This window comes from Pseudomonas sp. BN102 (assembly GCF_029871245.1).
GTDB lineage: Bacteria > Pseudomonadota > Gammaproteobacteria > Pseudomonadales > Pseudomonadaceae > Metapseudomonas.
The window spans coordinates 49,553-71,176 of the sequence record NZ_SSON01000071.1 but is presented as its reverse complement, the minus strand read 5'-3'; the positions used below and the strand labels follow the sequence as shown (position 1 = coordinate 71,176).

The window sequence follows — 21,624 nt, the reverse complement described above, 5'->3', positions numbered from 1 at the left end:
GAGGGGCTGTCCTGAGTGGGCGGCTGGAAGACGGCCACCTACCCACATCGGGGTGGGCATCCTGGTGGGGCGGCTCATTAACGTTCGACGGCCTGCGGTGGAGCGGGGCCTAACTCGTCGGCTCCGTGGCTTACTCATTAGCCCTCGCTGGCTCCACCGATAACAAGAATTCGAGGTGTTCCCATGAAAGCAGCTGTCTTCCACAAGCCGGGTTTTCCCCTGACCATCGAGGAGATCGGCATCAGCAAGCCCGGCCCGCGCGAGGTCCTGGTGCGTACCGTCGCGGTTGGCATGTGCCACTCCGATCTGCACATAGTCGACGGCATGCTGCCGTATCCCGGCCCCCTGGTACTCGGTCACGAGGCCGCGGGCGTAGTCGAGGCGGTGGGGAGCGACGTGCGCACGGTGAAACCCGGTGACCACGTGGTGACCTGTCTTTCCGTCTACTGCGGCCACTGCCCGCACTGCCTGACGGGCCACATGGCGCTCTGCGAATCGCCGGAAACCCAGCGCGGGCGCGACGAGGCGCCACGCCTGACCTATGTGCAGAAGCCGATGATGCAGTTCGTCAACCTGTCGTCCTATGCCGAACAGATGCTGGTGCACGAGCACGCCCTGGTGGCCATCCGCAAGGACATGCCGCTGGACCGCGCGGCGCTGATAGGCTGCGCGGTGACCACCGGCGCCGGCGCGGTGATCAACACAGCCAAGGTGCGCCCCGGCGAAACCGTGGCGGTAATCGGCTGCGGCGGCATCGGCCTGTCGGCGATCAATGGTGCGGCCCTGGCTGGCGCCGGGCGGATCATCGCCATCGACATGGTTCCCGCCAAGCTGGAACTCGCCAGGCAGTTCGGTGCCACCGATGTGATCGATGCCCGGGAGGGCGATGTGGTCCAGCAGGTGCTGGAGATGACCCGCGGCGGAGTGCAGTACTCCTTCGAGTGCATCGGCCTCAAGCAGACCGCCGAGCAAGCCTTCGCCATGCTGGCCAGGGGCGGCAGTGCCACCCTGGTCGGCGTGATCAAGCCCGGGGTGAAGCTGGAGCTGGACCCCTACGCAATGCTCGGCGAGCGACGCATCCAGGGTTCGCGCATGGGGTCCAACCGTTTCCCGGTGGACATCCCCGTGCTGGTGGACTTCTACCTGCAGGGCCGCCTGAAGCTGGACCAGATGATTTCCCAGCGCATCCGCCTGGAGCAGATCAACGAGGGGTTCGATCAGCTGCGCCGTGGCGAACTGGCCCGCTCGGTGATCGTCTTCGACCAGTAAACCGCTGACGCAATAGAAGGTTCCTTTCGATGGATATCCATTTCACCCCGGCCGAACAGGTTTTCCGCGAGGAAGTGCAGGCATTCCTGCGCGACCGGATACCTGAGGCGATCAAGGCCCGCGGCCGCCAGGGCAAGGGTTTCGACAAGAGCGACCAGGTCACCTGGATGCGCTTGCTCAACGAGCGTGGCTGGCTGGGCGTCAGCTGGCCGGTGGAATATGGCGGGACCGGCTGGAGCAGCGTGCAGCGGCATATCTTCGACGAGGAATGTGCCCTTGCCGGTACGCCCTGGATTCTCCCGTTTGGCGTGCAGATGGTCGCCCCGGTGATCATGAAGTTCGGCAGCGAGGCGCAGAAGGCACACTTCCTGCCGCGCATCCTGTCCTGCGAGGACTGGTGGTGCCAGGGCTACTCCGAGCCGGGTGCGGGTTCCGACCTGGCTTCGCTGAAGACCCGCGCGGTGCGCGACGGCGACCACTACATCGTAAACGGCCAGAAAACCTGGACCACCACCGGCCAGCATGCCGACTGGATCTTTTGCCTGGTACGCACCGATCCCGAGGCCCAGCAGCAACGTGGCATCAGCTTCCTGCTGATCGACATGCAGACGCCGGGTATCACGGTGCGGCCGATCATCACCCTGGACGGCGAACACGAAGTCAACGAGGTGTTCTTCGACAACGTGCGCGTGCCCGTGGAGAACCTGGTGGGGGAGGAGAACAAGGGCTGGACCTGCGCCAAGTACCTGCTCACCCATGAACGCACCAGCATCGCCGGCATCGGTTCGGCCAAGGCCATGCTCGGGCGCCTGAAGGCCATCGCCAGCCGCGAACTGCGCGACGGCAGGCCGTTGATCGAGGAGCCGCTGTTCCGCGCCCAAGTGGCGGAAGTGGAGATGCAACTGATGGCCGCCGAGATGAGCAACCTGCGCACCCTGGCCCAGGCGTCCGAGGGGGCCCCGGGGGCGGAAAGTTCGTTCCTGAAGATCCGCGGCAGCGAGATCCGCCAGGCCATCACCCATCTCCTGAACAAGGCCATCGGCCCCTACGCCATGCCGTTCCTCGAAGATGAGCTGGGCTATGGCGGCAGCCTGGAACCGCTCCACGGCGAATACAGCGCCACGCCGACTTGCCAGTACCTGGACATGCGCAAGACCTCGATCTACGGCGGTTCCAACGAGATCCAGAAGAACATCATCGCCAAGATGATCCTTGAGCTGTAAGGGCAACGACCATGGACTTCAATCTGACCGAAGAGCAGCAGATGCTGCAGGACACCATCGCCCGCCTGGTACGCGATACCTACGGCTTCGAACAGCGGGAAGGCTATCGCGAGAGCGAGGCCGGCTTCAGCACTGGCTTCTGGGCGCGGCTCGGCGAGCTGGGCTTGACCGCCGTGCCGTTCGCCGAAGAATACGGCGGAATGGCGGGCGGCGGTGTGGAATGCCAGCTGGTGATGACTGAACTGGGTCGGGGTCTGTGCCTGGAACCCTACCTGCACTCGGTGATCCTCGGCGGCGGGCTAATCGCCCAGCTTGGCAGCGAGGCGCAGAAGGCGGACCTCCTTCCTCAGGTCGCCGGCGCATCGCTGCAGCTAGCGGTCGCCCTCGACGAGCCCCAAAGCCACTACAACCTCCACGACGTCGAGACACACGCCACCCTGGACGGGGGCCGCTGGACGCTTTCCGGGCGCAAGTCCGTGGTAGTGGGCGGGCAGAGCGCCGGCCTGGTCCTGGTTTCGGCACGTACCGCCGGCGGATCGCGGGACGAAGAGGGTATCAGCCTGTTCCTGCTCGACCCGCGGGAAGACGGCGTGCGCCGCCGCGCCTATCCGACCATCGACGGCCGCAAGGCCTGCGACCTGTATCTGGACAAGGCCCCGGCGCTGCTCCTGGGTGAGCCGGAACAGGCCCTGGCCGCGCTGCGCTACCAGCAGGGTCGCGCCATCGCCGCACAGTGCGCCGAGGCCGTTGGCAGCATGCAGGCGGCCTGCGCGCTGACCCTGGACTATCTCAAGACCCGCCAGCAGTTCGGCCAGCCAATCGGCAAGTTCCAGGCGTTGCAGCACCGCATGGTGGACATGAGCATCGAACTGGACCAGGCCACTTCCATGGCGATCCTGGCCGCCTGCGTGGCCGACGAGCCCGACAGCGATGCGCGCAGCCGCAGCCTCGCCGCGGCCAAGTTCATCGTCAGCCGGGCGGCGCGCTTCGTTGCCGACCAGAGCATCCAGCTCCACGGCGGCATCGGTCTGACCTGGGAGTACGTGCTGTCCCACCACGCCAAGCACCTGCTGATGGTCGCCCGCCAGTTCGGCGATGACGACCACCACCTGCAAACTTTCAGCCGGCTTATGCAAGTCGCCTGATGCCTAGCGTCACCCTCCGTTGCCGGGGCCTGTAAGGACCGGCTTTTTTCCGGGGAGATGGCGGCAGGTGCCAACCTGGTGATCGCCGGGGATTGAGTACTGGCACACCAGCATCCTTTGCCGCCGGGGTCGGCGCCGGCCGTCCCGCTGCCACAGCCAGGCTTTCCATCGGCATGGAAAGGGCGGCCTTTATCGAAACATTACAGTCGCTGCGGCTTGCCCAGTCGGTTGAGGGATGTCGGCATCGAGAAGAGCATGCTGACAATCTGGGCCCGCGATGCGATGCAGCAGCAAGCCTGCTGGTCAACAGTCCCCGCTAGGTTATGGTGGTGGGCAACCTGGACATCTATGCGGTCGCCGACCAACGCACTGCAGGCTGCTTCCAGCTTCCCGGGGAAACCACGCAATAGTCCATGGCCATTCTGCTGGTATTGGCATCCCCACGGCGTGACCGACCCCATCGGATCCACCCTTTACAGGGAGGGGAAAACGCGGCGGTCCTACAATAACCTGTCAGGACCAGATGCCCTTGGCCGATTCCCAAGGGGAAATCGAAGAGGCCTATGCAGTGAGTCGAAACATTTCAACCCTTACCGGAAGAAGCCGCAAGCTTGACGGAGGCACGATGTTCGGCAGTACGCCACGTCGTGACTGGGTCGAATGGATCCATCCTGATCACGAAAATCAGGTAGAGCTGGCGACCCGGGCCATGTTGGTACAACAGGATGGCCAGAATATCCTCGTGCTGGCTGGTACCGACGCACTACTGGCACCTCCGCCGCGCACGTGCCGTTGTCAGCTGCCCACCCACGGGTTGCTGGATGGCCTCGCCCAACATGGTTTGGGTGAAGGCCAGATTCATCTAGTGGTGCTCACGCATCTGCATGCCATGCTGCCGGCCGACATCCGCGAAGCTGTCAATGAAGGTGATACTCCCCGCTTATTGTTCCCCACTGCGCGCTACCTCACGGGGTGGCGCCACTGGAGGCGGGCCCGGCACCCACACCCTCGCGATCGTGCCCTATTCGTGCCACAGATCATCCGCCAACTGGACGGCTGCGGCCGCCTGGAGTTGCTGGATGACCGGGGTAGCCCGCGGCTGGGACCCGGTTGGCGTTTCCATGTCAGCGACGGGTATACACCCGGCCAATTGCTGCCGGAGATCGACATGCCCGGCGGTCCAGTCGTATTTGCTGGCGACCTAGTGCCCGCCGTGCAGTGGTTGCAGCTCGACGTGACCACGGCCTTCGATCGTAATCCGGAGTGCCTCATCGAGGAGAAGGAACGCCTGTTTGACTACCTGGTAGCCAATGGTGGGCGCCTCTTGCTGTCCCGTGACCCCGGTGTGGCGATGATCAAGGTCATGCGTGACCGGCAGGCGCGCTACAAACCCTTCGACAGCCATGTTTCCCTACGCCGGCTGGACAGCTGAACCCATCCCCCAAGGTCCCGCCAAGGGCGTTCGGTCTTCGCGGCCCGTTCATCAGGAGCCTTGGATGAAAATAGTGACTGCGGTAAGAAGCGCGTGGCAGCCATTTCAGCGAGTCGCCTAGATCGTGAGTGGCTGTGGCTTTGGAAACTTTGGTAACCGCCTGATATTGGGTCGCGCTGATTTCTGAAGAAGGAAAGGAGAGCCTGAATGATGATTTCCTGCAATCAGATAGACTTTGGCTTCCACCATTGGGAACCCACTGAATGAACGAGACCGAAGATCTTGAACACCAGATGCGAGAAGCGCTGGGAGTCGCGGCTAAGCGGCTAAAACCCACCCTTGAAGCAAGCAATCAAATGCGCGGCTATCTGATCATTATGAGTGCTCGAGGTGACGGGGCCCAGCATTCAGGTACGAGCATCGATTTCGCTCCCTGAGCAGGACCGAAGCAATTCTTGAGGCTGAAAAGGCCGCACGTGCGACCGGCTGCCGGCCGTGGGCACTGCTTGACGTTATCGATGGCTGATCGCCAGATAATCTGGTAGCTGCTGAGCACTCGCAGTTCCTGGCGAGTGTATGCTGTCCCGAGTGGCAGGTTTCCATTGTCGGCACAGGGCATTGGCACATGGTTGTGTCAGATGATTCCCCTAAACACAAGGAAGAAGTAGATGGGCCGACGTAGACCAAAAACCTTTGCTCAATGGGCGGCCGGGGTAGTGATTGCAGTGATTACATCGCTCGTTTACTACCAGCTGCGCCACCACAAAGGCGAGCTGCGGATGGAGCACTTCATGACCAGCATCCAGCAGCAGATGCAGCGCAACCTAGCCCCTCAATCGCCAGTGCCACCTCAACTCTCTCCCGAGGAGTTGGCGGGTCGCAAAGAAGCCGCGCGCCATCAAGCTGAGCTAGATCGCAGGATCGCCGCAGAGCGTGCCGAGGCTGCAGTTCAAGACCAACGGAAGGAAGAAGCCTGGTCGAAGTTCTTTACGCCGACTCAGCGTTGCCAGATCCCGGAGTCCCAGCGCATGGTGGAGGTTTGCCAGGCCAACGAGGCCAGACACCGAGCTAGGTTTGAGGCTGATTGGACTGCGAGGAAGGGCGCGTGAGGCGGACGATCTAATGAATGGGGCGGCCTCAATCTGGCAGATAGCACCCGCCTCCAGGAGCCAAGAACTACCTCTTCTCATCTAGGTACTGATCGGTCTTCTCCACCAGCATTCTTAAAAACCGGATGATCTTTTCCAATTCTTCGCGCCGAACCAGATGCGCCGGCGGGTTGCCATTTGAGGCAACCTTGGAGCGATGGACTGCTTGGCCTCGCTTGTTTATCCAGCTGTCCAGCGCCTTTCTGTTGGTGGCAGCATCCGCGTTGATACTGAGTCAGCTCCCTGGAGACCTATCGCGCAGCGTTCGAGGAGTACCGGGCGAGTACGGTCATCAGCCGAGACACCGAGCAGGAGATGGAGCGTATCGCCGGGGAGATGATGGAAATTTCCAGTAGGGCACGGCAGATGGTGACCGAGGAGCAGCAGCGCCTCAACCGAGACACTTACATCTGGCTGATGATCATGACAGCTGTGATCATCGCTCTTGGTGCGAGTGCCGCGCTTGTGATCCGGAACCAGATTATTACGCCGTTGCGCTACACCGCTTCGGTGGTGGGGCATGTCGCTGATGGTCGTTTGAACCATGCAGTTCAGATCGTTCGCAGCGATGAGCTCGGACTAGTCTTGGACGCCATGCGCCGGATGAAGGAGAGCCTTCATGGCATCGTCAGTCGAATCGAGCAGGGGAGTGCGCAGCTCAAAGGCGCCGCCGGCTCACTGGCCCGTGTAACCGAGGACCTGGTCCAAGGCGCCGAAGGACAATCCCTTGAAGCTGATCAGGTCATGACTGCGATGCTGCAGATGAGCGCATCGCTCAGTGAGGTCGCAAACCGCACCGACCAGGCATCCAGTGCAGCCAACTCGGCTCGACATGAGGCCCAGGGTGGCAGCGAGAGTGCCCAGGCGGTGATGCGCCAAGTGGATCTACTGAACGAGCAAATCCAAGAAGTGAGCCGCGGAATGGGTGAATTGGATGTGCAGAGCGAACGAATCGGCCGTGTGCTGGAGGTAATTCGGGGGCTCGCGGAACAGACCAATCTGCTGGCATTGAACGCCGCGATCGAGGCGGCGAGGGCAGGAGAAATGGGGCGTGGATTCTCCGTCGTAGCCGATGAAGTCCGCAATCTTGCTAATCGGACTCAAGCATCGGCGGGAGAGATCGCCGAGATGATCGAGGCTCTGCAGCGCGAGAGCAAAGATGGGCTGCGTCGAGTTGCACGTGCTCGAGAGGAGTCGGAGCGAGCTCGGGAACACTCCGCTAAAGCCAGCGCGGCGTTGGCCCAAGTCAGCGAGGATGTGTCGACCATCCACGCTATGAATCTGCAAGTGGCGGCTGCCACTGAAGAGCAGAGTCACGTGTCCGGGGAGGTCGGCCGAAGCATGGCGCGTGTTCGGGATGCTACCGAGCAGGGGAGACAGCGGAGCGACCAATTGCTTCAAGCTTCACGGGAGCTGGAGCAGCTTGCTGAGCAGCTGAGGGTCGTGCTTCAGCACTTCACGCTGTCCTGATGGTCGCGAGGTTTCATCGGGAGGGGCTGGCAAACGCCAATAGGGGAATTGGGGGAGAGGATGGGCCTGATGGCGGGCTGGCAAGCGGCTTGCTGGATCGCTTGGGGAGTTTAACTGACTGCACATGGGGTACTTGTAAGGGCCGCATTCGATGGCCCTTACAAGCGAAGTCGCAGCCTTCAGATTCCGGTGCCTACTGCAGCCACGACTGAACGGCTTCTGCTCCATATTCAGCCTTCCATGCCGCGAGCGTTTTGTGGTTACCACCCTTCGTTTCAACGACTTCATTCGTGTGAGGGTTCTTGTAACGCTTCACTGCTCGCTCACGACGTCTCCCGTCCAATGGAGCAAGCGCGGGGCGGGACTGTTTCGGGTCAAGGATGCCAACAACCGCCTTGAGACCGAAGTTGTATTCGGCAAGAAGAGCCTTGAGCTTGGTTTCGAACTCAATTTCACGTTTGAGCTGCGAATCGTTCTTGAGGCTGTCCAGGGCGGCAAGTTGCTCCGCCAGCTGTGCTTCCAATCGTTTGAATTCAGCGAGTTTGCTCATTGTTGCTCCTAATGGTATTTGCTCGACGCAGTCTATCAGTTAGAGAACCGCCTGCTCAGAAAAAGGGCGGGGCAATCCGTTAGCGCAACTCGAACTCCTCCCAAACGAAGCATCTGATCGGACGCTAATAGGCAGCATCAAAACCAGTCTGTTGGACTTTACTCAAGATGGAGTCAGATCGATCTGACCTCAACCATGTGCGACTCCCTGCAGTTCGTCATACGCCGCAGCGACTACCTGGTCTGGCTGTGTGACTAGTAGATCTTGAGGTCGTTTTCCGCCCAGGTAGCTATTTGCTGAAGCAAACCAGAAGGCAACCCCCCAGCTGTCCTTCGTAGTGCCAAAGGCTGCCAAGACATCGGATACAACTCTCAATGGCCTATAGTCGGCCAGCGCATCCAGTGCATAGCACGGAAAATACTCGCCACCATCGAGGTGGATCGAGAAAATCCGCCCTTCCCGCAGCCACCCCGACGTCTGATCAGCTGCGCCCTTGCCGTGGCAACCACGAAGACTCTCAATTTCCGCTGCAGCAAGCCACCGAGTGCTTTCCAGTACACCCTGTTTGGCCCTGGCCAGCATCTGTGCCGCCGTGTGATCCGTATTGAGTTTCATAGGCGTGCCATTTGACAAGGGAGGCGTGTACCCACGCTACAAGACACATGAAGATGTGCGCTTCTGTTTTGGCGTGGCCCTCTCCTTACAGTGCTCAGATGCGTGGGCCCGCCATCCTGCCAGTTGGTGCGAGTTCTTTGCCTTTTTCCAGAGCGACCTTAAGGAAGTGGCGCTGATTCTCGGAGACTCGTCCGGCCAGTCGACGGGCTTCAGCTTCATACTGCTCGATTGCCGAGAGTAGAGCTTGACGGTCCTTGGGTTGCATGAGCGATTTCCTCAGCGGCGGATATTGGGAGTATTTCATCAACACGACAATGCCCATAGTGACTGCATTTCAGCAACTGCAGACGGCTATCGGCTATCGGGGGCGGAGTTAAGCCATGAGCGACGCCAGGATCGGTACCGAGAGAGAATGAATGGCGGTGACAAGCCCTGAATGCTATCTCGACGACTGCTTCTGTCTAGTTGCGCTCCGACCAGATGGCGAAACATGCAGTCGCTCAGCAGTTCAATAGGAACTGACGCTGGCCATGTAGCGGTATTCGTGGGAGGAAAATCGTCCACCTGGGCCAAACAATAGGCGGGCTGTGAAATGCTCCAGGTACGTTAGGGCCTACGGCTGAACGAAGCGTTCGTAGTAGGCGCGCCTGGACAGGGGAACTGTCGCTCGATTCTTCAGGCATAACATCACCAACTCCGCCAACAGATAACCACGGATGTCATACCGTGCATCAACCGCCCTGATCACCGTCGAGTAGCAATTGCGGTAGACCGGAGGTTGGTATCGAGCGCTCTGGGGTGCTTGTTGAACCATCATCCTTGGCTCCCTATCGGGGCGGAGTTAAGCCATGAGCGACGCCAGGATCGAGGAGTCGCGCCGTGGCGCCAAGGCTCGCGAGCCGAGGCGCGTCCTGCATCAGTCGGGCCACCTTCCATGGACATCTGTATGCCAGCGAGTGGCCGGCTGCGTTCAATTTGATTCCGTTACAAATCGACCGTCAAAAACAAGCCAACAACAACTGTCGGTAGTGCTGCGAGAAACTGATTTGATAGCTCGGCTCAGCGGCAAAATCACCTAGCGAGCAGATACCCGCCGAGCCTGCCCCAAGAGCCTGCCCAGCCTCACTACCACCGCTGCCATCGACATTGTGGGCATTTGCCACTCCACCAAACGTCGCGCCAGACGTAGCAGCAGGCGTCTGAACTTGGCTCAGCACCGCCAGGTCATCCGGCAGATCATCTGCAATGCGCTCTGCAAAGCGTCTGAGCGTGGGCTCCGCCGGCATGAACAGCCAAGCCTGGTCATCGGGCTCGCCCATGCGCCGCAGTACGCGTCCCAGCACTTGCCGGTAGTGCAGCTCGGTACGGATGCGACTGAGGTAGCAGCACACCTGCAAACGAGGGATGTCCGTGCCTTCGCTGATCATTCCCACGGCGACGATCCAGCGGCAATCGCTGTGCCTGAACGCATTGATCACCTGTTGGGCATCCGGGGTTCGGTTGGTCACGACCCGGCAACTTTCACCCCTGGCTTCCAGGGACTGGGCGATCTGCTGGGCATGCTCGATATCGGTGGCGACCACTAGGCCAGCAGCATCCGGCTTGATCCGGCGAAGCTCGTCCAGTTTGTTGCATCCCAGGCCAAGCAGTTGATCAATCACCTCGTCATGGCGCAGCAGGTCTTCGTAGGTGACGGGAGATTCCCCCAGTAGCTTGGCGATGCTGGGAAACAGCCTGACGGTGCTCTCGATCTCTAGTTCTTCAGTGAGTTTCACCCTCTGGTTGTCGAGGAGGACGATGCGGGGGGAGCGGCACACCCTGTCCGCAATGGCCTCCTTCAGACCATAGCGATAGTCACAGATCAGATGCCCCTCGGGCGACGAGTAACGTGCCAAGGCAATGGCCCGGTCATCCGATCGCCATGGTGTGCCGGAAAGGGCCAGGGTGAAAGCGGCACGATCCTGTATCCGTTGCAGGATTTGCTGCCCCCAGGCGTTGCTCAGGAGCGGATCATGACCGGCACAGTGGTGGATCTCATCAAAGACGGCGAATACGCGGTAGTCATCGAGGAGCCGCCAGAACTCCTCGTCACGGTAATCCATGGCCTGGTAGGTGTACGCGGCCCCTACAGCGCCGAGCAGACCGTCCAGTCGCCTGCCGAGTATCGCAGCAAAGGTCGCGCGAAAACCGTCCACGACCTGGCACGATGGCGCGAAGCAGAGCACCAAGTCGATCTTGTCTTGCCCCAGCAAGCTGCGTGCAAGCTCTGCCGCCATACGCGTCTTGCCGGCGCCCGGCGTTGCCTGGCAGAAGAAGTGCGGCGTGGTAATGAAGTGCTCCAGCGCCGTCTCGATACAGCGGCGCTGCCAGTCTCGCAGCGATGAGGTCATCGTGCAGAGGCAAGTGTTGTGAGCGTCTTCTCGACGGCACGGAGGTGTCCCAGCAGGCGCGAGCTGCGGTCTCTGGCTTCTAGGTACTCACCTTCGACCTTTTCCCGGAGATGTGGCAATTCATCGAGGAGCTGCTTGTATCGCTCTGCCTCGCCCATCGAGGACAGGAAGTCCATTCGGATCTCTTTGAGAAGAGACTCCAGATGCTGTTCCGCATCGGACGAAGGCTCGGACGGTACGTTTTTCAGTTCGGGCACTGACGGCTCCCGCTCCCGCTCTCGCTCACACGCAGTCTTAAGGCTGCTCTCGAATCCGTTATCGATCACCTCCAGCTGCAGATGCGCAGGGATTGGCTGCAGGTGGTAGATCTGTCCTCGCGTGCGGCGCTCTTCGTCAGGCACGAGCCAACCCACCCGGAGCATGCGACGGATCTGCTCGTAGACATACCGGCGCACATCGCCGAGACGAAAGTTCAAGCCTTCCAGGTGCTTGGCGTAGGCATCCCGCAGGTCACGGGTTGTGAACTGCGTGCGCCCGTCCTCCTGAAGCAGCTCATACAGCCGCCTGTCGAAGATGAACGAGGCAGATTTCATGCGGGTACCCGAGGAGTCGTAGCGTAAAAATGCGGATTATAATCCGTGGTTTGTGCGTCAGTAAACACAAGATAGTTCCGCCTCAAGTGGAGTTGAGGCGGTCATGGATCAGTTGGCGAAAGCGTTGGGGAAACGCATCCGGATGCAGAGAAAGGCCTGTCGGCTTTCTCAGGATGCATTAGCGCTTGCCTGCAGCATTGACCGCAGCTACATGGGGCGCATCGAGCGCGGTGAAATGAACATCACTGTCGAGAAGCTGTACCGCATTGCCAGCGTGCTGGCCTGCGAGCCAGCTTCTCTTCTGCCTCCCGTAACGGAACTGCAGACGGGCTAGTCGATGCTGGCGCTCGGAAAAACAAACGGAAAGCCACTTCCGCGCTGCTCCTCTACTTTCCCGGCAAGTAGCACTTCATTGGCAGCTGGGTAGTGGCGCAATAGACGACGGGCCTCATTGCGGACAGCCTCAGGTAACTCTTGGTTACTGGACAAATCGACCAGAAATTCTCGGGTTTGAATGATTGAGCGAGTGCGCTCACGCGGCATTGTCATACCCATCTCCTCACATTCCATACTTCCAACTCCTCCAGGCCTCGGCCGAATGCTTTTGGTGGGCGGGCCTACCCGCTCCTGGACTTATTCTGCGGCTCACGAATGGCCTGTAGCGGTGCTATCAGCCGCTGTCGTGAAAGACCTGCAAGGGTTGCATTGTAGATCACTCGGTTCCAATCTTGGCCAATTCGAGCGGTTTCTATTGAAAGAAAAGGAGTGTAAATTGACACTTGTTATAAAATATAAAGATTCAGTAAGTTAAGACTTTCGCAAAATTCCAAGGCGACTCCTACAGCTAGCGCCATGTTAGGTCCATGACCTTACTGTCGAGAACCCAGGCTATCTTGGAAATCTTGGCGCTAACTTTTATGGCCAATTTTGCTCAAAGTGGGCCGCGCGTCCTTCCCACGTCGCAGAGTGGCTGTGTGCTGAAGCCAAGTCGCATGCTATGTCTGGCGGGCACCGAGGGCTATTGCAGCTTTTTAGCACTGCGTGAATACTACAGCCTTCCGGGGCTTTCCAGGCGTTTGGGGCAGAGAAAAAAGAAAGCTTTCTGAGCGAATCTGCAGAGGAACCATTAAGGATTTGAAACTTACTTGACGTTCCCGCACGGACTCGAAGTCCATCAACAGACCGCTCAGCTGTTATTAGCAGGAGCTTCTTATGTTATGTGCGTTGAATCTTGGGAATGGGGGCCATAAGTTTCTCTGGAGATAGGCCAGCGCTACTGCCATTATGGATGAATCGCTGAGCTATTTCAGCCATCTTCGCTAACTCTGCTCTAAGCAGGTCATTCTCTGCTTGCAAGCGCTCAATCTTTTTCATCGCGTCCACCATGTTTCGTGGTCGCGGAATATTCTTAAATTTCTCTAGCTCGCGCTTGAGGTGTTCACGTTTGATTTGGTAAGCGTTCTTCAGCATTGGCTTGCCGGACAATGCTTGGCGGGTTGGTGTATACCCAAGGATGCTCTTGGAGCCCTCGCAGATATTGTTCCACGTAAGCGCGTCCTCTTGTGGCCATTCACGAATCATTTTCGCGATCTTGCTGGTTTCCGATTGGGTGATTGCCTTAGGCATATTCTGGAGTCCTCAGTAGATCAAGGCACGCGATCAGTTCGCTTCCGTATTCAATGGTCAAATCACCCCGATTCAGTAGCTTCACGCCCGCTGCTGCAGCTTTCTCCTCAACAAGTACTTGCTCATGGCTGAAGTCGGTGCCTGCGATCTCAATCGGGCTGCCATCAGGGATATCTGAATTATTGAGAATTTCGAGTAGTTGGGTCAGTCGTTCAATCTGAAGGGCTGCTCCCTGTACCCAGCGAGACGCCGAGCGTTCACCCCTTTCGATAGCTGCCATGGCAGCGCGATAGGTGTTAATTAGGTGCTCTCGGTCCGCTGCTACGGTTTCAGCTGCCAACTTGTCACCTTTGCACATGAGCAACTCTGAGCAGTTTAGGCAGTCGGCAAAACGGTTACATGGCCCTGAGCGCCAGCTTCGACGACAGAGGCCGTAGCGACTCCTGTGAATTGGCCCTTGACCAAGAAGCTCTGCCTCAGCTTCGGTAATTGGAGTCTTGGGTTTCTGTTCTTCGTGCATACCCATCAAGGTTGCTACCTTGCTTGCTGCTTCCTTGGGGTCATCGTTTAGGTAGGTACGTGTTTGCTTGCAGGATGCGCGGCTACTCCAAGCCGTAATGGTCTCGATGGAAACGCCGCTGCGACGGGCTAAACGGTTGAGAAAATGGCGTAGACTGTGTGATTTGAGCTTGGTAGCCCTATATCCATGCCGGGAGAAAAAGCACAAGGGGCGCTGGCTTTTACGTCCAGATTTTATTGACGCATCGAGGCGTTTTACGAAATAGTCTGAATTAAAAGGGGTAAGCAGGACGGGGCTTGCACCAATTTTGATACCAAACTGATTTCGTCGGAAGCAATAGAGAGATTCCGACATTTTAAGTGGAAGCTTCACTAGATCGGTGGCAGGTTCTTGATACGGAAAGTGTGGGTTTTGCCTACGATGTTCTTCCAATACAACCTGCCACAGAGAATCGAGCGTGAATCCGATCAGGGAACCAGTTCCTGTACTCCTACGAACGAAATCTTGGCAAGTTTGTGCGTTTGCGTAGCCCAGTGCTTGTGCGACTTGGTCTCGTGTTAGGAGCTGATCATCTGGGACGTCTGGGCAATTCTCATGTCGATAGAATTTGGTCGGATTTCCCTCCATGTAGAGCGCGAGTTTACGTCCCTCATTCGTAATGTTTTTTAGTCGCTTTACTGCTTCAATGGCATGCGTCGCCATGGTAGTAGGTATGGGCTTGCGATTGAATAGACTTATTTTTGGAACCCAGTACTTGAGGTAGGATTGGCTATTTCCATACTTGTCAAGATCGTCGTCAAGGCAGTTTACACGGAGTCGGAGTGTTTCGTTTATACGCATCGGTGCGCATAGAAATAGGCATGTAGTGCTCGTGATCATTGTGTCCGAATCTTCGAGTCTCTCCTCGTAACCTTTCGCAAAAATCTCCGCAATTGCTAAAAGTGAGTCTTGATCCGGTAACTTTGCTTCTTTGGTGTCAAAGTCTGCATGTGCGCCATTTTTAAAATCATACGAGGCCGTTCCAACGTAGGGGTGTTTCCAATAGTGTGTGCGATGTGTAACGATAAAAAAGTCGGCGAGTGTTTTTAGTATATTTAATAGTTCCGTGGCGATATTCTGTGCTCCGCTGAATACACTTATTTCCGTGATGGCTTGATCGAAATGGCGCTGATTGAACTTGGTGATCTCAGGAATCGCCATGTCCTGCCTAAGGACCATTTCCATCACTCGCAGAGCCTGCATTTCTCGAGGGATGTTTCGGTGTGGGCTAATAGTGTGTCGATAGCGTAGATAAGCCTTGGCGAAATCAGAAAAATCTGGATGCATTAACTGATCTGGTTCAGGTTTTTTGCTCGGATGTAGTAATCGGTTCTCATGGTTGGTGAATCTGACCCCGTGGTGAGTGGTGGGCCAGATACTGTCTTTCCACGTGAAGCCTGGAAGATTGGCCCACAAGGTTAGATGATCTTTGGCAAGGATTATAAGATTCTGGAGGTTTCGCCGCGCAGACAACTCTTTTCTTGGTGTGAATTGAATGATCTGCGTCATTTCTTAATTCCCAATTCGGACTTTCGATTCTCGCAGCGGTTGATGCAGTTTTCCACGGCTCGTATGTCGGATGTTAAATCAATAGGTACCATTAGAACTCTTGATCCTCCAATGCGTAATGCTCGCTTCTCTTCCGCCTGTCTAAAGTGGAGAGCTTTCAGAACCTCGTAATGCGGGGCCGTGATCAAGGGCTCAAAGTGCTTGCAGCGATAGCAAGGAATAGGGACTGAGGTTGTTGCGCAAAAACTGTGCTTTCCACAATTTCCGACAAACTTCAGTTCACCATCCGCTGCGAACTCAAGTCGACTAGTTGGGTCGTCCTTACGGCTCGCTTGTTCTTCTCTGTCAAGCAGGTTTCCAGCGAAGGCCATTGAAATTGGGATTAGGACAGGAGCCATCGCTTCGTCTAATTGGCGTGCGTCTTCGGCTGGATCGTTGTAGTAGGAACTAAGGCTTTTCTCGCTTGTGTGGCCTAACCAATGGGAGATTACATGCCGGGGAACGCCTTTGCGCGCGAGTTGACGCGCGCGGGTGTGCCGCAAACGTGTGGCATTGACAACAAGAGGAAGCCCGGTTCGTTCACTGATTGGTAATTCCCATCTCGAATTATCGCGATCAGCCGTCCTCCATGAGGTTATTTTTGTTATGGAACGGCCCAGGAGATGAAACGCTTTGTGGTCGAGTTGGTCTTTCCAGTCGATGGAGTAGTGATTGGCTAAAGTGTTTATGGCATCGCCTATGCGACTCGCTTTTGTGAATGCAGGAAGTTTTTTGAGGTCGCTGCCTGTCAATTGTATTCCAAGTTTGTCGTTGTATAGTTGTTGAAGTGTGTGGCGATGAGTTTCGAAAAGACTCCAGAGATGATCCGGCAAGGGGTGGGTTTCAATTTTGCTATCGCGAAACGAATCTTTGGCTGTTATATCTTTGACGCCGGGAAAATCCACAACAAATCCTGTCAGTCCGGATGGGTCTCCAGCTATGGCGATGCGGAAATCTCCGATTTTTAACTGGGCGAGTTGAATGGGGCGGCGTGCGTACTGCATGGATAGAAGTAAAATGAGCGTTCGTTGTGCGCTAAATACTTTGTTTTCGTAGTAGCGCCAGATCTTAGTGGTCAGTGAGTCGTATTCGCTGTCAGTTAGCCAGCTTAGCTCAGGGTCGTCAGACAGAACATTGCAAGATTTGTCGCCTCTTGGTTTTGATTTTATCAGAAGTTGTAGTGCGTCTTCTTTTATTGCTAAGGGGTCTTGTTCTTTCCAGAATATGAAGAACCTTCTAATTGGGTTGATTTTTTTTGCGTAGGATCGTAGTCCTAGAAGAGTGGCGGTCCATGTTGAGTTGAATTCGCTTGCGGGGTGGTGTCTAAGTGAAAGGCGAATCAGGGAAAAGCACCTGTCGAGGGTGGAGGGTGAGTAGTCCCCTTTTGCTGAGAACTTTATGGCTGCTGCTTTGAAAGAGCTTTTTAAGCTGGCAGTTAGCGCGGAAAGCTCCCCTGTCATGTCCAGGTTGGTGCCGTTAATATTTCGAAGGATGTCTTCATCCCAGAAGAATTCAGAAACTGTATCGTCAGGCCGCTGCGTTCGATATAGATCGTCGTTCAGGATTGCGTTCAGTTCTTGGGGATTATTCATGATTGCGCTTCCTTTTTGTGTCCTCTGCAATCCTTTTCCCGATCTCGTTGGCCATTTCTTGAATATGTCGTTGGTTGTAGAGCAATGACATGTCAGAACCTGGCCTCCAGCCCATCAGGCTTTCGCGTACCGACCTCTCTTTCTCAAAATCCCAACCTTCCGCATCAACCATTTCCGAGAAACGATAATTCCAGTCGTGGCGGAGGAGGTGGGGGTGCACTGGCTCAATTTCTTTAAGGTGCCGTTTGAGTTGCTGCAGGGCAGAGTGGAATGCAGTGTCTGTAGTAGGAGAGCCCTGAGAGTGCCCGGCCCGGTGATTGACAAACAGGAAGTCGTTTTTCGAGAAGCCGATTCCGGGAATTTCGGCACGCCAGTTATCTCGATATTCCACAAGCTGCGCCTCAAGCTCGTCTGAGATTGGTACTATGCGACCTAACGTCTTGGCGACGGGTTGCCGCAAGCGAGTGTCGAATTCATCGTGATGATTGCGCTTGATCTTTAGGAAGGCGCCTTCGCCGCCACCAGACTCCTCGAAACTTCCAAGCTTCAGACTCAGTAACTCGCCTCGGCGCATACCCGTCTCGTAGAGGATACGAAGCATCACAGCATTCCTTAGGCGCGGCCCCTTGTCGGCCTCCCGATTGACCCCAATAAAGGGTGCTTCAAATAGCCTTCTGAGTGCATGCCTTGCATTTTCGGGCAGCCGTGTAGCTGCAATCCTCTGGCGCATTGCGGATTTGGAGCCGCTCTTACGCGCGGTTCTTAACAAAAGGGCGTGCTGCTGAGCCTCGATTGCTTCCTTAACATGTGGAAGATTGGATTCTGTGATTACTTCACCGGCTAGCCAGCACAGATATTCGGCGGCGTAGCGCATGTACGTATTGTGCTTGCTGCGACCTATGACCTCTCCTTTCCGACCGTTGCGCGCTGCCCCGAGATGCCGATCTAGATTGTCCATCTCTGCAGGACGCAGGAACTGGTGGCTCTGGAAACGGGCAACAAGATCGATCCGATCAGTTGATTCCCACTCGCACACGCGCTTTATCGCTTCCAGGTAAACCTTCTGTGTCTCATGCGTACGGTCGCGGCGGACCGTGCGAGCGATGTACGCTGTCGGGTAGTAGAGAGGGAATCCCCTAGCCGCTTCGTCGTAGAGCTGGGAGAAGCGCTCGCCATCGTTGCTAATGAAGGTTCTAATTACGTATGTCATTTTTACAAATCTGGTTAGTTTGCTTGGAACGCCTAGGCTGTTTACACACTGCCCATAGCTAGAGCAGCCAGTAATGATACTGGAACCCCTTTATTTTCAATGAGTTAAGAGAGAGTCAGGGCTTTATGAGTGGACAATCTTCAGGCAGCCGTATAGTAGTACTGGATACAGAAACCACCGGCATGCCGGTCACCGATGGCCACCGGATCATCGAGATCGGCTGCGTCGAACTGGAAGGCCGGCGCCTGACCGGGCGTCATTTCCATGTCTACCTGCAGCCCGACCGCGAAGTGGATGAAGGCGCCATCGCGGTGCACGGTATCACCAACGAATACCTGGTGGGCAAACCGCGCTTCAAGGACGTCGCCGACGAGTTCTTCGAATTTATCAAGGGCGCCGAGCTGATCATCCACAACGCGGCGTTCGACGTTGGCTTCATCAACAACGAATTCGCCCTGCTGGGGCAGTCCGAGCGCAGTGACGTCAGCGACTACTGCACGGTGCTCGACACCCTGATGATGGCCCGCGAGCGCCACCCGGGCCAGCGCAACAGCCTGGACGCCCTGTGCAAGCGCTACGACGTCGACAACTCCAACCGAGAGCTGCACGGCGCACTGCTCGACGCCGAGATCCTCGCCGACGTCTACCTGGCGATGACCGGTGGCCAGACCAACCTGTCCCTGGCCGGTGACGGTGGCGACGACGGCAGCGGCCGCGCCCATGTCAGCCCGGTCCGTCGCCTGGCGGCCGAGCGCCCGCGCGGCCGGGTGATCCGTGCCAGCGATGAAGAGCTGGCCGCCCATGCCACGCGCCTCGCGGCCATCGAGAAGTCCGCCGGCGCGCCGGCGCTCTGGGTGCAGATGGACGCGCCGCCGGCTTCCTGATTGCGACCTTTACGTACAGCCTGTGGCTGCGGGGGGTACCGCCCCCGCGATCGAGCTTCTACCCTGAGGGCATAGGTGGGCCGGGCCCGCCTCCTCAGGGGGCCACAATGTACAAAGAGCTCAAGTTCCCCATCCTCATCGTCCATCGCGATATCAAGGCCGACACGGTTGCCGGCGAGCGGGTGCGCGGCATCGCCCGCGAACTGGAGCAGGACGGCTTCACCATTCTTTCCACCGCCAGCTCCGCCGAAGGGCGCATAGTCGCCTCCACCCACCATGGCCTCGCCTGCATCCTGGTCGCCGCCGAAGGCGCCGGGGAGAACCAACTGCTGTTGCAGGACATGGTGGAGCTGATCCGGGTCGCCCGGGTGCGGGCGCCACAGCTGCCGATCTTCGCCCTGGGCGAACAGGTGACCATCGAGAACGCGCCGGCCGAGGCCATGGCCGACCTCAACCAGCTACGCGGGCTGCTTTACCTCTACGAAGACACGGTGCCCTTCCTCGCCCGCCAGGTGGCCCGGGCCGCGCGCAGTTACCTGGAAGGGTTGCTGCCGCCATTCTTCCGTGCCCTGGTGGAGCACACCGCGCAGTCCAACTACTCCTGGCACACGCCGGGCCACGGCGGCGGTGTGGCCTATCGCAAGAGTCCGGTGGGGCAGGCGTTCCACCAGTTCTTCGGGGAGAACACCCTGCGCTCGGACCTGTCGGTGTCGGTGCCTGAACTGGGTTCGCTGCTGGACCATACCGGCCCGCTGGCGGAGGCCGAGGCCAGGGCCGCGCAGAACTTCGGCGCAGATCACACCTTCTTCGTGATCAACGGCACCTCCACCGCGAACAAGATCGTCTGGCACTCCATGGTCGGCCGCGACGACCTGGTGCTGGTGGACCGCAACTGCCACAAGTCCATCGTCCATTCAATCATCATGACCGGCGCCATCCCCCTCTACCTGACGCCTGAGCGCAACGAGCTGGGCATCATCGGACCCATCCCGCTGAGCGAATTCAGCCCCGCGTCGATCCAGGCCAAGATCGACGCCAGCCCGTTGGCCAAGGGGCGTGCGCCCAAGGTCAAGCTGGCCGTGGTGACCAACTCCACCTACGACGGCCTCTGCTACAACGCCGAGCTGATCAAGCAAGCCCTGGGCGACTCGGTGGAGGTGCTGCACTTCGACGAGGCCTGGTACGCCTACGCTGCCTTCCATGAGTTCTATGCCGGGCGGTACGGCATGTGCACTCGCCGCGAGGAACGCTCGCCCCTGGTGTTCACCACGCACTCCACCCACAAGCTGTTGGCGGCCTTCAGCCAGGCCTCGATGATCCATGTGCAGGATGGCGGCGCCCGCCAGCTCGACCGGCACCGCTTCAACGAAGCCTTCATGATGCACATCTCTACCTCGCCCCAATACGGCATCATCGCCTCCCTCGACGTGGCCTCCGCGATGATGGAAGGGCCGGCCGGGCGCTCGCTGATCCAGGAGACCTTCGACGAGGCGCTGCGCTTCCGCCGGGCCCTGGCCAACGTGCGCGGGAACCAGGCGGCGGACGACTGGTGGTTCAGCATCTGGCAGCCGCCGCTGGCTGAGGGCGCCGCGGCCGTCACCACCTCTGACTGGCTGCTGCGCGGGGATGCCGACTGGCACGGCTTCGGCAATGTCGCGGACGACTATGTGCTGCTCGACCCGATCAAGGTCACCCTGATCACCCCCGGCCTGAGCGCCGACGGCAAGCTGGGCGAGCAGGGCATTCCCGCTGCGGTGGTCAGCAAGTTCCTCTGGGAACACGGCCTGGTGGTGGAGAAGACTGGCCTCTATTCCTTCCTGGTGCTCTTCTCCATGGGCATCACCAAGGGCAAATGGAGCACGCTGCTCACCGAACTGCTGGAGTTCAAGCGCGGCTATGACGCCAACCAGCCCCTGGCCCAGGCCCTGCCGTCGATTGCCGCGGCCCATGGACCGCGCTACGCCGGCATGGGCCTGCGCGACCTCTGCGATGCGTTGCACGCCTGCTACCGCAACAGCGCCACGCCGAAGGCGCTCAAGAGCATGTACACCAAGCTGCCGGAACTGGCCATAAAGCCGGCCGATGCCTATGACAAGCTGGTGCGCGGCGAGGTGGAGTCGGTGCCCCTGGACCTGCTGCCGGGACGCATCGCCGCGGTGATGCTGGTGCCCTATCCGCCGGGCATTCCGCTGATCATGCCGGGCGAGCGTTTCACCCGGGAGACCCGCGCGATCATCGACTACCTGGAGTTCGCCCGCACCTTCGACCTGAGCTTCCCGGGCTTCGATATCGACGTGCACGGCCTGCACTATCAGGACAGCCCCACGGGGCGCTGCTATACCGTGGATTGCATCAAGGAATAGCCAAGCG

The 21,624-nt window shown here is 58.3% G+C and carries 21 protein-coding genes; 10 read left to right on the top strand and 11 right to left on the bottom strand.

Annotated features, from left to right (window positions below):
• Positions 1–183 precede the first annotated feature (183 nt).
• From E8F12_RS18050 to E8F12_RS18025, 6 genes are all read left to right on the top strand, one after another.
• Entirely contained in the window at positions 184–1,269 is a 1,086-nt protein-coding gene (locus E8F12_RS18050; protein ID WP_280326581.1) for a Zn-dependent alcohol dehydrogenase, read from the top strand.
• 29 nt (positions 1,270–1,298) lie between these two features.
• Positions 1,299–2,492, top strand: a complete 1,194-nt coding sequence (locus E8F12_RS18045) for an acyl-CoA dehydrogenase family protein (RefSeq protein ID WP_280326580.1) — start codon at positions 1,299–1,301, stop codon at positions 2,490–2,492.
• An 11-nt stretch (positions 2,493–2,503) separates the two neighbouring features.
• Positions 2,504–3,637, top strand: coding sequence for an acyl-CoA dehydrogenase (locus E8F12_RS18040; RefSeq protein ID WP_280326579.1), 1,134 nt, complete (start codon positions 2,504–2,506; stop codon positions 3,635–3,637).
• Between the two features lie 625 nt (positions 3,638–4,262).
• Complete coding sequence (locus E8F12_RS18035; protein WP_280326644.1) at positions 4,263–5,069, top strand: MBL fold metallo-hydrolase; 807 nt, start codon at positions 4,263–4,265, stop codon at positions 5,067–5,069.
• A gap of 263 nt (positions 5,070–5,332) precedes the next feature.
• Positions 5,333–5,506: a hypothetical protein gene (locus E8F12_RS18030; protein ID WP_280326578.1), complete on the top strand. Its 174-nt coding sequence runs from the start codon at positions 5,333–5,335 to the stop codon at positions 5,504–5,506.
• Positions 5,507–5,737: 231 nt separating this feature from the next.
• Positions 5,738–6,178: a hypothetical protein gene (locus E8F12_RS18025; protein ID WP_280326577.1), complete on the top strand. Its 441-nt coding sequence runs from the start codon at positions 5,738–5,740 to the stop codon at positions 6,176–6,178.
• A gap of 67 nt (positions 6,179–6,245) precedes the next feature.
• On the opposite strand, the gene E8F12_RS18020 is transcribed toward E8F12_RS18025, so the two are convergent.
• The gene (locus E8F12_RS18020) at positions 6,246–6,413 is read right to left on the bottom strand and encodes a hypothetical protein (protein ID WP_348532429.1); all 168 of its coding nucleotides are present in this window, start codon (positions 6,411–6,413) and stop codon (positions 6,246–6,248) included.
• A 119-nt stretch (positions 6,414–6,532) separates the two neighbouring features.
• Here E8F12_RS18020 and E8F12_RS18015 point away from each other — a divergent pair, with 119 nt between their 5' ends.
• Positions 6,533–7,687 carry a methyl-accepting chemotaxis protein gene (locus E8F12_RS18015; RefSeq protein ID WP_280326576.1) on the top strand — a complete coding sequence of 385 codons (1,155 nt, stop codon included), beginning with the start codon at positions 6,533–6,535 and terminating at the stop codon, positions 7,685–7,687.
• A gap of 193 nt (positions 7,688–7,880) precedes the next feature.
• Here E8F12_RS18015 and E8F12_RS18010 read toward each other — a convergent pair whose 3' ends face one another.
• The 5 genes from E8F12_RS18010 to E8F12_RS17985 all read right to left on the bottom strand — a co-directional run bounded on the left by E8F12_RS18010 (position 7,881) and on the right by E8F12_RS17985 (position 11,835).
• Positions 7,881–8,237: a histone-like nucleoid-structuring protein, MvaT/MvaU family gene (locus E8F12_RS18010; protein WP_280326575.1), complete on the bottom strand. Its 357-nt coding sequence runs from the start codon at positions 8,235–8,237 to the stop codon at positions 7,881–7,883.
• A gap of 189 nt (positions 8,238–8,426) precedes the next feature.
• Positions 8,427–8,852 carry a hypothetical protein gene (locus E8F12_RS18005; protein WP_280326574.1) on the bottom strand — a complete coding sequence of 142 codons (426 nt, stop codon included), beginning with the start codon at positions 8,850–8,852 and terminating at the stop codon, positions 8,427–8,429.
• A 94-nt stretch (positions 8,853–8,946) separates the two neighbouring features.
• The gene (locus tag E8F12_RS18000) at positions 8,947–9,117 is read right to left on the bottom strand and encodes a hypothetical protein (protein WP_280326573.1); all 171 of its coding nucleotides are present in this window, start codon (positions 9,115–9,117) and stop codon (positions 8,947–8,949) included.
• Positions 9,118–9,850: 733 nt separating this feature from the next.
• Entirely contained in the window at positions 9,851–11,242 is a 1,392-nt protein-coding gene (locus E8F12_RS17990) for a DEAD/DEAH box helicase family protein (protein ID WP_280326572.1), read from the bottom strand.
• Positions 11,239–11,835, bottom strand: a complete 597-nt coding sequence (locus E8F12_RS17985; protein WP_280326571.1) for a hypothetical protein — start codon at positions 11,833–11,835, stop codon at positions 11,239–11,241. The genes E8F12_RS17990 and E8F12_RS17985 overlap by 4 nt, the downstream gene beginning before the upstream one ends.
• Positions 11,836–11,938: 103 nt before the next feature.
• Between E8F12_RS17985 and E8F12_RS17980 the strand changes: the two genes are divergently transcribed.
• Positions 11,939–12,169, top strand: a complete 231-nt coding sequence (locus tag E8F12_RS17980; RefSeq protein WP_280326570.1) for a helix-turn-helix transcriptional regulator — start codon at positions 11,939–11,941, stop codon at positions 12,167–12,169.
• Here the strand turns inward: E8F12_RS17980 and E8F12_RS17975 are convergent.
• From E8F12_RS17975 to E8F12_RS17955, 5 genes are all read right to left on the bottom strand, one after another.
• The gene (locus E8F12_RS17975; RefSeq protein WP_280326569.1) at positions 12,166–12,384 is read right to left on the bottom strand and encodes a BPSL0761 family protein; all 219 of its coding nucleotides are present in this window, start codon (positions 12,382–12,384) and stop codon (positions 12,166–12,168) included. The genes E8F12_RS17980 and E8F12_RS17975 overlap by 4 nt on opposite strands.
• A gap of 666 nt (positions 12,385–13,050) precedes the next feature.
• Positions 13,051–13,461 (bottom strand): hypothetical protein, encoded by a 411-nt coding sequence (locus tag E8F12_RS17970; RefSeq protein ID WP_280326568.1) that lies wholly within the window; start codon positions 13,459–13,461, stop codon positions 13,051–13,053.
• Positions 13,454–15,529: an integrase gene (locus E8F12_RS17965; protein ID WP_280326567.1), complete on the bottom strand. Its 2,076-nt coding sequence runs from the start codon at positions 15,527–15,529 to the stop codon at positions 13,454–13,456. Before E8F12_RS17965 ends, E8F12_RS17970 begins: the two co-directional genes overlap by 8 nt.
• A complete protein-coding gene (locus tag E8F12_RS17960; protein ID WP_280326566.1) occupies positions 15,526–17,160 on the bottom strand; it encodes a site-specific integrase in 1,635 nt (544 codons plus the stop codon). The genes E8F12_RS17965 and E8F12_RS17960 overlap by 4 nt, the downstream gene beginning before the upstream one ends.
• Positions 17,153–18,370, bottom strand: coding sequence for a site-specific integrase (locus E8F12_RS17955; RefSeq protein WP_280326565.1), 1,218 nt, complete (start codon positions 18,368–18,370; stop codon positions 17,153–17,155). The genes E8F12_RS17960 and E8F12_RS17955 overlap by 8 nt, the downstream gene beginning before the upstream one ends.
• 125 nt (positions 18,371–18,495) lie before the next feature.
• On the opposite strand from E8F12_RS17955, the gene dnaQ reads away from it, so the two are divergent.
• Complete coding sequence (dnaQ, locus tag E8F12_RS17950; RefSeq protein WP_280326564.1) at positions 18,496–19,254, top strand: DNA polymerase III subunit epsilon; 759 nt, start codon at positions 18,496–18,498, stop codon at positions 19,252–19,254.
• Positions 19,255–19,361: 107 nt separating this feature from the next.
• Complete coding sequence (locus E8F12_RS17945) at positions 19,362–21,617, top strand: arginine/lysine/ornithine decarboxylase (RefSeq protein ID WP_280326563.1); 2,256 nt, start codon at positions 19,362–19,364, stop codon at positions 21,615–21,617.
• Positions 21,618–21,624 lie beyond the last annotated feature (7 nt).

What these genes read in the sequence shown, in the direction of transcription:
- E8F12_RS18050 (WP_280326581.1), top strand. Translation starts at nt 184, where the DNA reads ATGAAAGCAGCTGTCTTCCACAAGCCGGGTTTTCCCCTGACCATCGAG.
- E8F12_RS18045 (WP_280326580.1), top strand. Translation starts at nt 1,299, where the DNA reads ATGGATATCCATTTCACCCCGGCCGAACAGGTTTTCCGCGAGGAAGTG.
- E8F12_RS18040 (WP_280326579.1), top strand. Translation starts at nt 2,504, where the DNA reads ATGGACTTCAATCTGACCGAAGAGCAGCAGATGCTGCAGGACACCATC.
- E8F12_RS18035 (WP_280326644.1), top strand. Translation starts at nt 4,263, where the DNA reads ATGTTCGGCAGTACGCCACGTCGTGACTGGGTCGAATGGATCCATCCT.
- E8F12_RS18030 (WP_280326578.1), top strand. Translation starts at nt 5,333, where the DNA reads ATGAACGAGACCGAAGATCTTGAACACCAGATGCGAGAAGCGCTGGGA.
- E8F12_RS18025 (WP_280326577.1), top strand. Translation starts at nt 5,738, where the DNA reads ATGGGCCGACGTAGACCAAAAACCTTTGCTCAATGGGCGGCCGGGGTA.
- E8F12_RS18015 (WP_280326576.1), top strand. Translation starts at nt 6,533, where the DNA reads ATGGAGCGTATCGCCGGGGAGATGATGGAAATTTCCAGTAGGGCACGG.
- E8F12_RS18010 (WP_280326575.1), bottom strand. Translation starts at nt 8,237, where the DNA reads ATGAGCAAACTCGCTGAATTCAAACGATTGGAAGCACAGCTGGCGGAG.
- E8F12_RS18005 (WP_280326574.1), bottom strand. Translation starts at nt 8,852, where the DNA reads ATGAAACTCAATACGGATCACACGGCGGCACAGATGCTGGCCAGGGCC.
- E8F12_RS18000 (WP_280326573.1), bottom strand. Translation starts at nt 9,117, where the DNA reads ATGCAACCCAAGGACCGTCAAGCTCTACTCTCGGCAATCGAGCAGTAT.
- E8F12_RS17990 (WP_280326572.1), bottom strand. Translation starts at nt 11,242, where the DNA reads ATGACCTCATCGCTGCGAGACTGGCAGCGCCGCTGTATCGAGACGGCG.
- E8F12_RS17985 (WP_280326571.1), bottom strand. Translation starts at nt 11,835, where the DNA reads ATGAAATCTGCCTCGTTCATCTTCGACAGGCGGCTGTATGAGCTGCTT.
- E8F12_RS17980 (WP_280326570.1), top strand. Translation starts at nt 11,939, where the DNA reads ATGGATCAGTTGGCGAAAGCGTTGGGGAAACGCATCCGGATGCAGAGA.
- E8F12_RS17975 (WP_280326569.1), bottom strand. Translation starts at nt 12,384, where the DNA reads ATGACAATGCCGCGTGAGCGCACTCGCTCAATCATTCAAACCCGAGAA.
- E8F12_RS17970 (WP_280326568.1), bottom strand. Translation starts at nt 13,461, where the DNA reads ATGCCTAAGGCAATCACCCAATCGGAAACCAGCAAGATCGCGAAAATG.
- E8F12_RS17965 (WP_280326567.1), bottom strand. Translation starts at nt 15,529, where the DNA reads ATGACGCAGATCATTCAATTCACACCAAGAAAAGAGTTGTCTGCGCGG.
- E8F12_RS17960 (WP_280326566.1), bottom strand. Translation starts at nt 17,160, where the DNA reads ATGAATAATCCCCAAGAACTGAACGCAATCCTGAACGACGATCTATAT.
- E8F12_RS17955 (WP_280326565.1), bottom strand. Translation starts at nt 18,370, where the DNA reads ATGACATACGTAATTAGAACCTTCATTAGCAACGATGGCGAGCGCTTC.
- dnaQ (WP_280326564.1), top strand. Translation starts at nt 18,496, where the DNA reads ATGAGTGGACAATCTTCAGGCAGCCGTATAGTAGTACTGGATACAGAA.
- E8F12_RS17945 (WP_280326563.1), top strand. Translation starts at nt 19,362, where the DNA reads ATGTACAAAGAGCTCAAGTTCCCCATCCTCATCGTCCATCGCGATATC.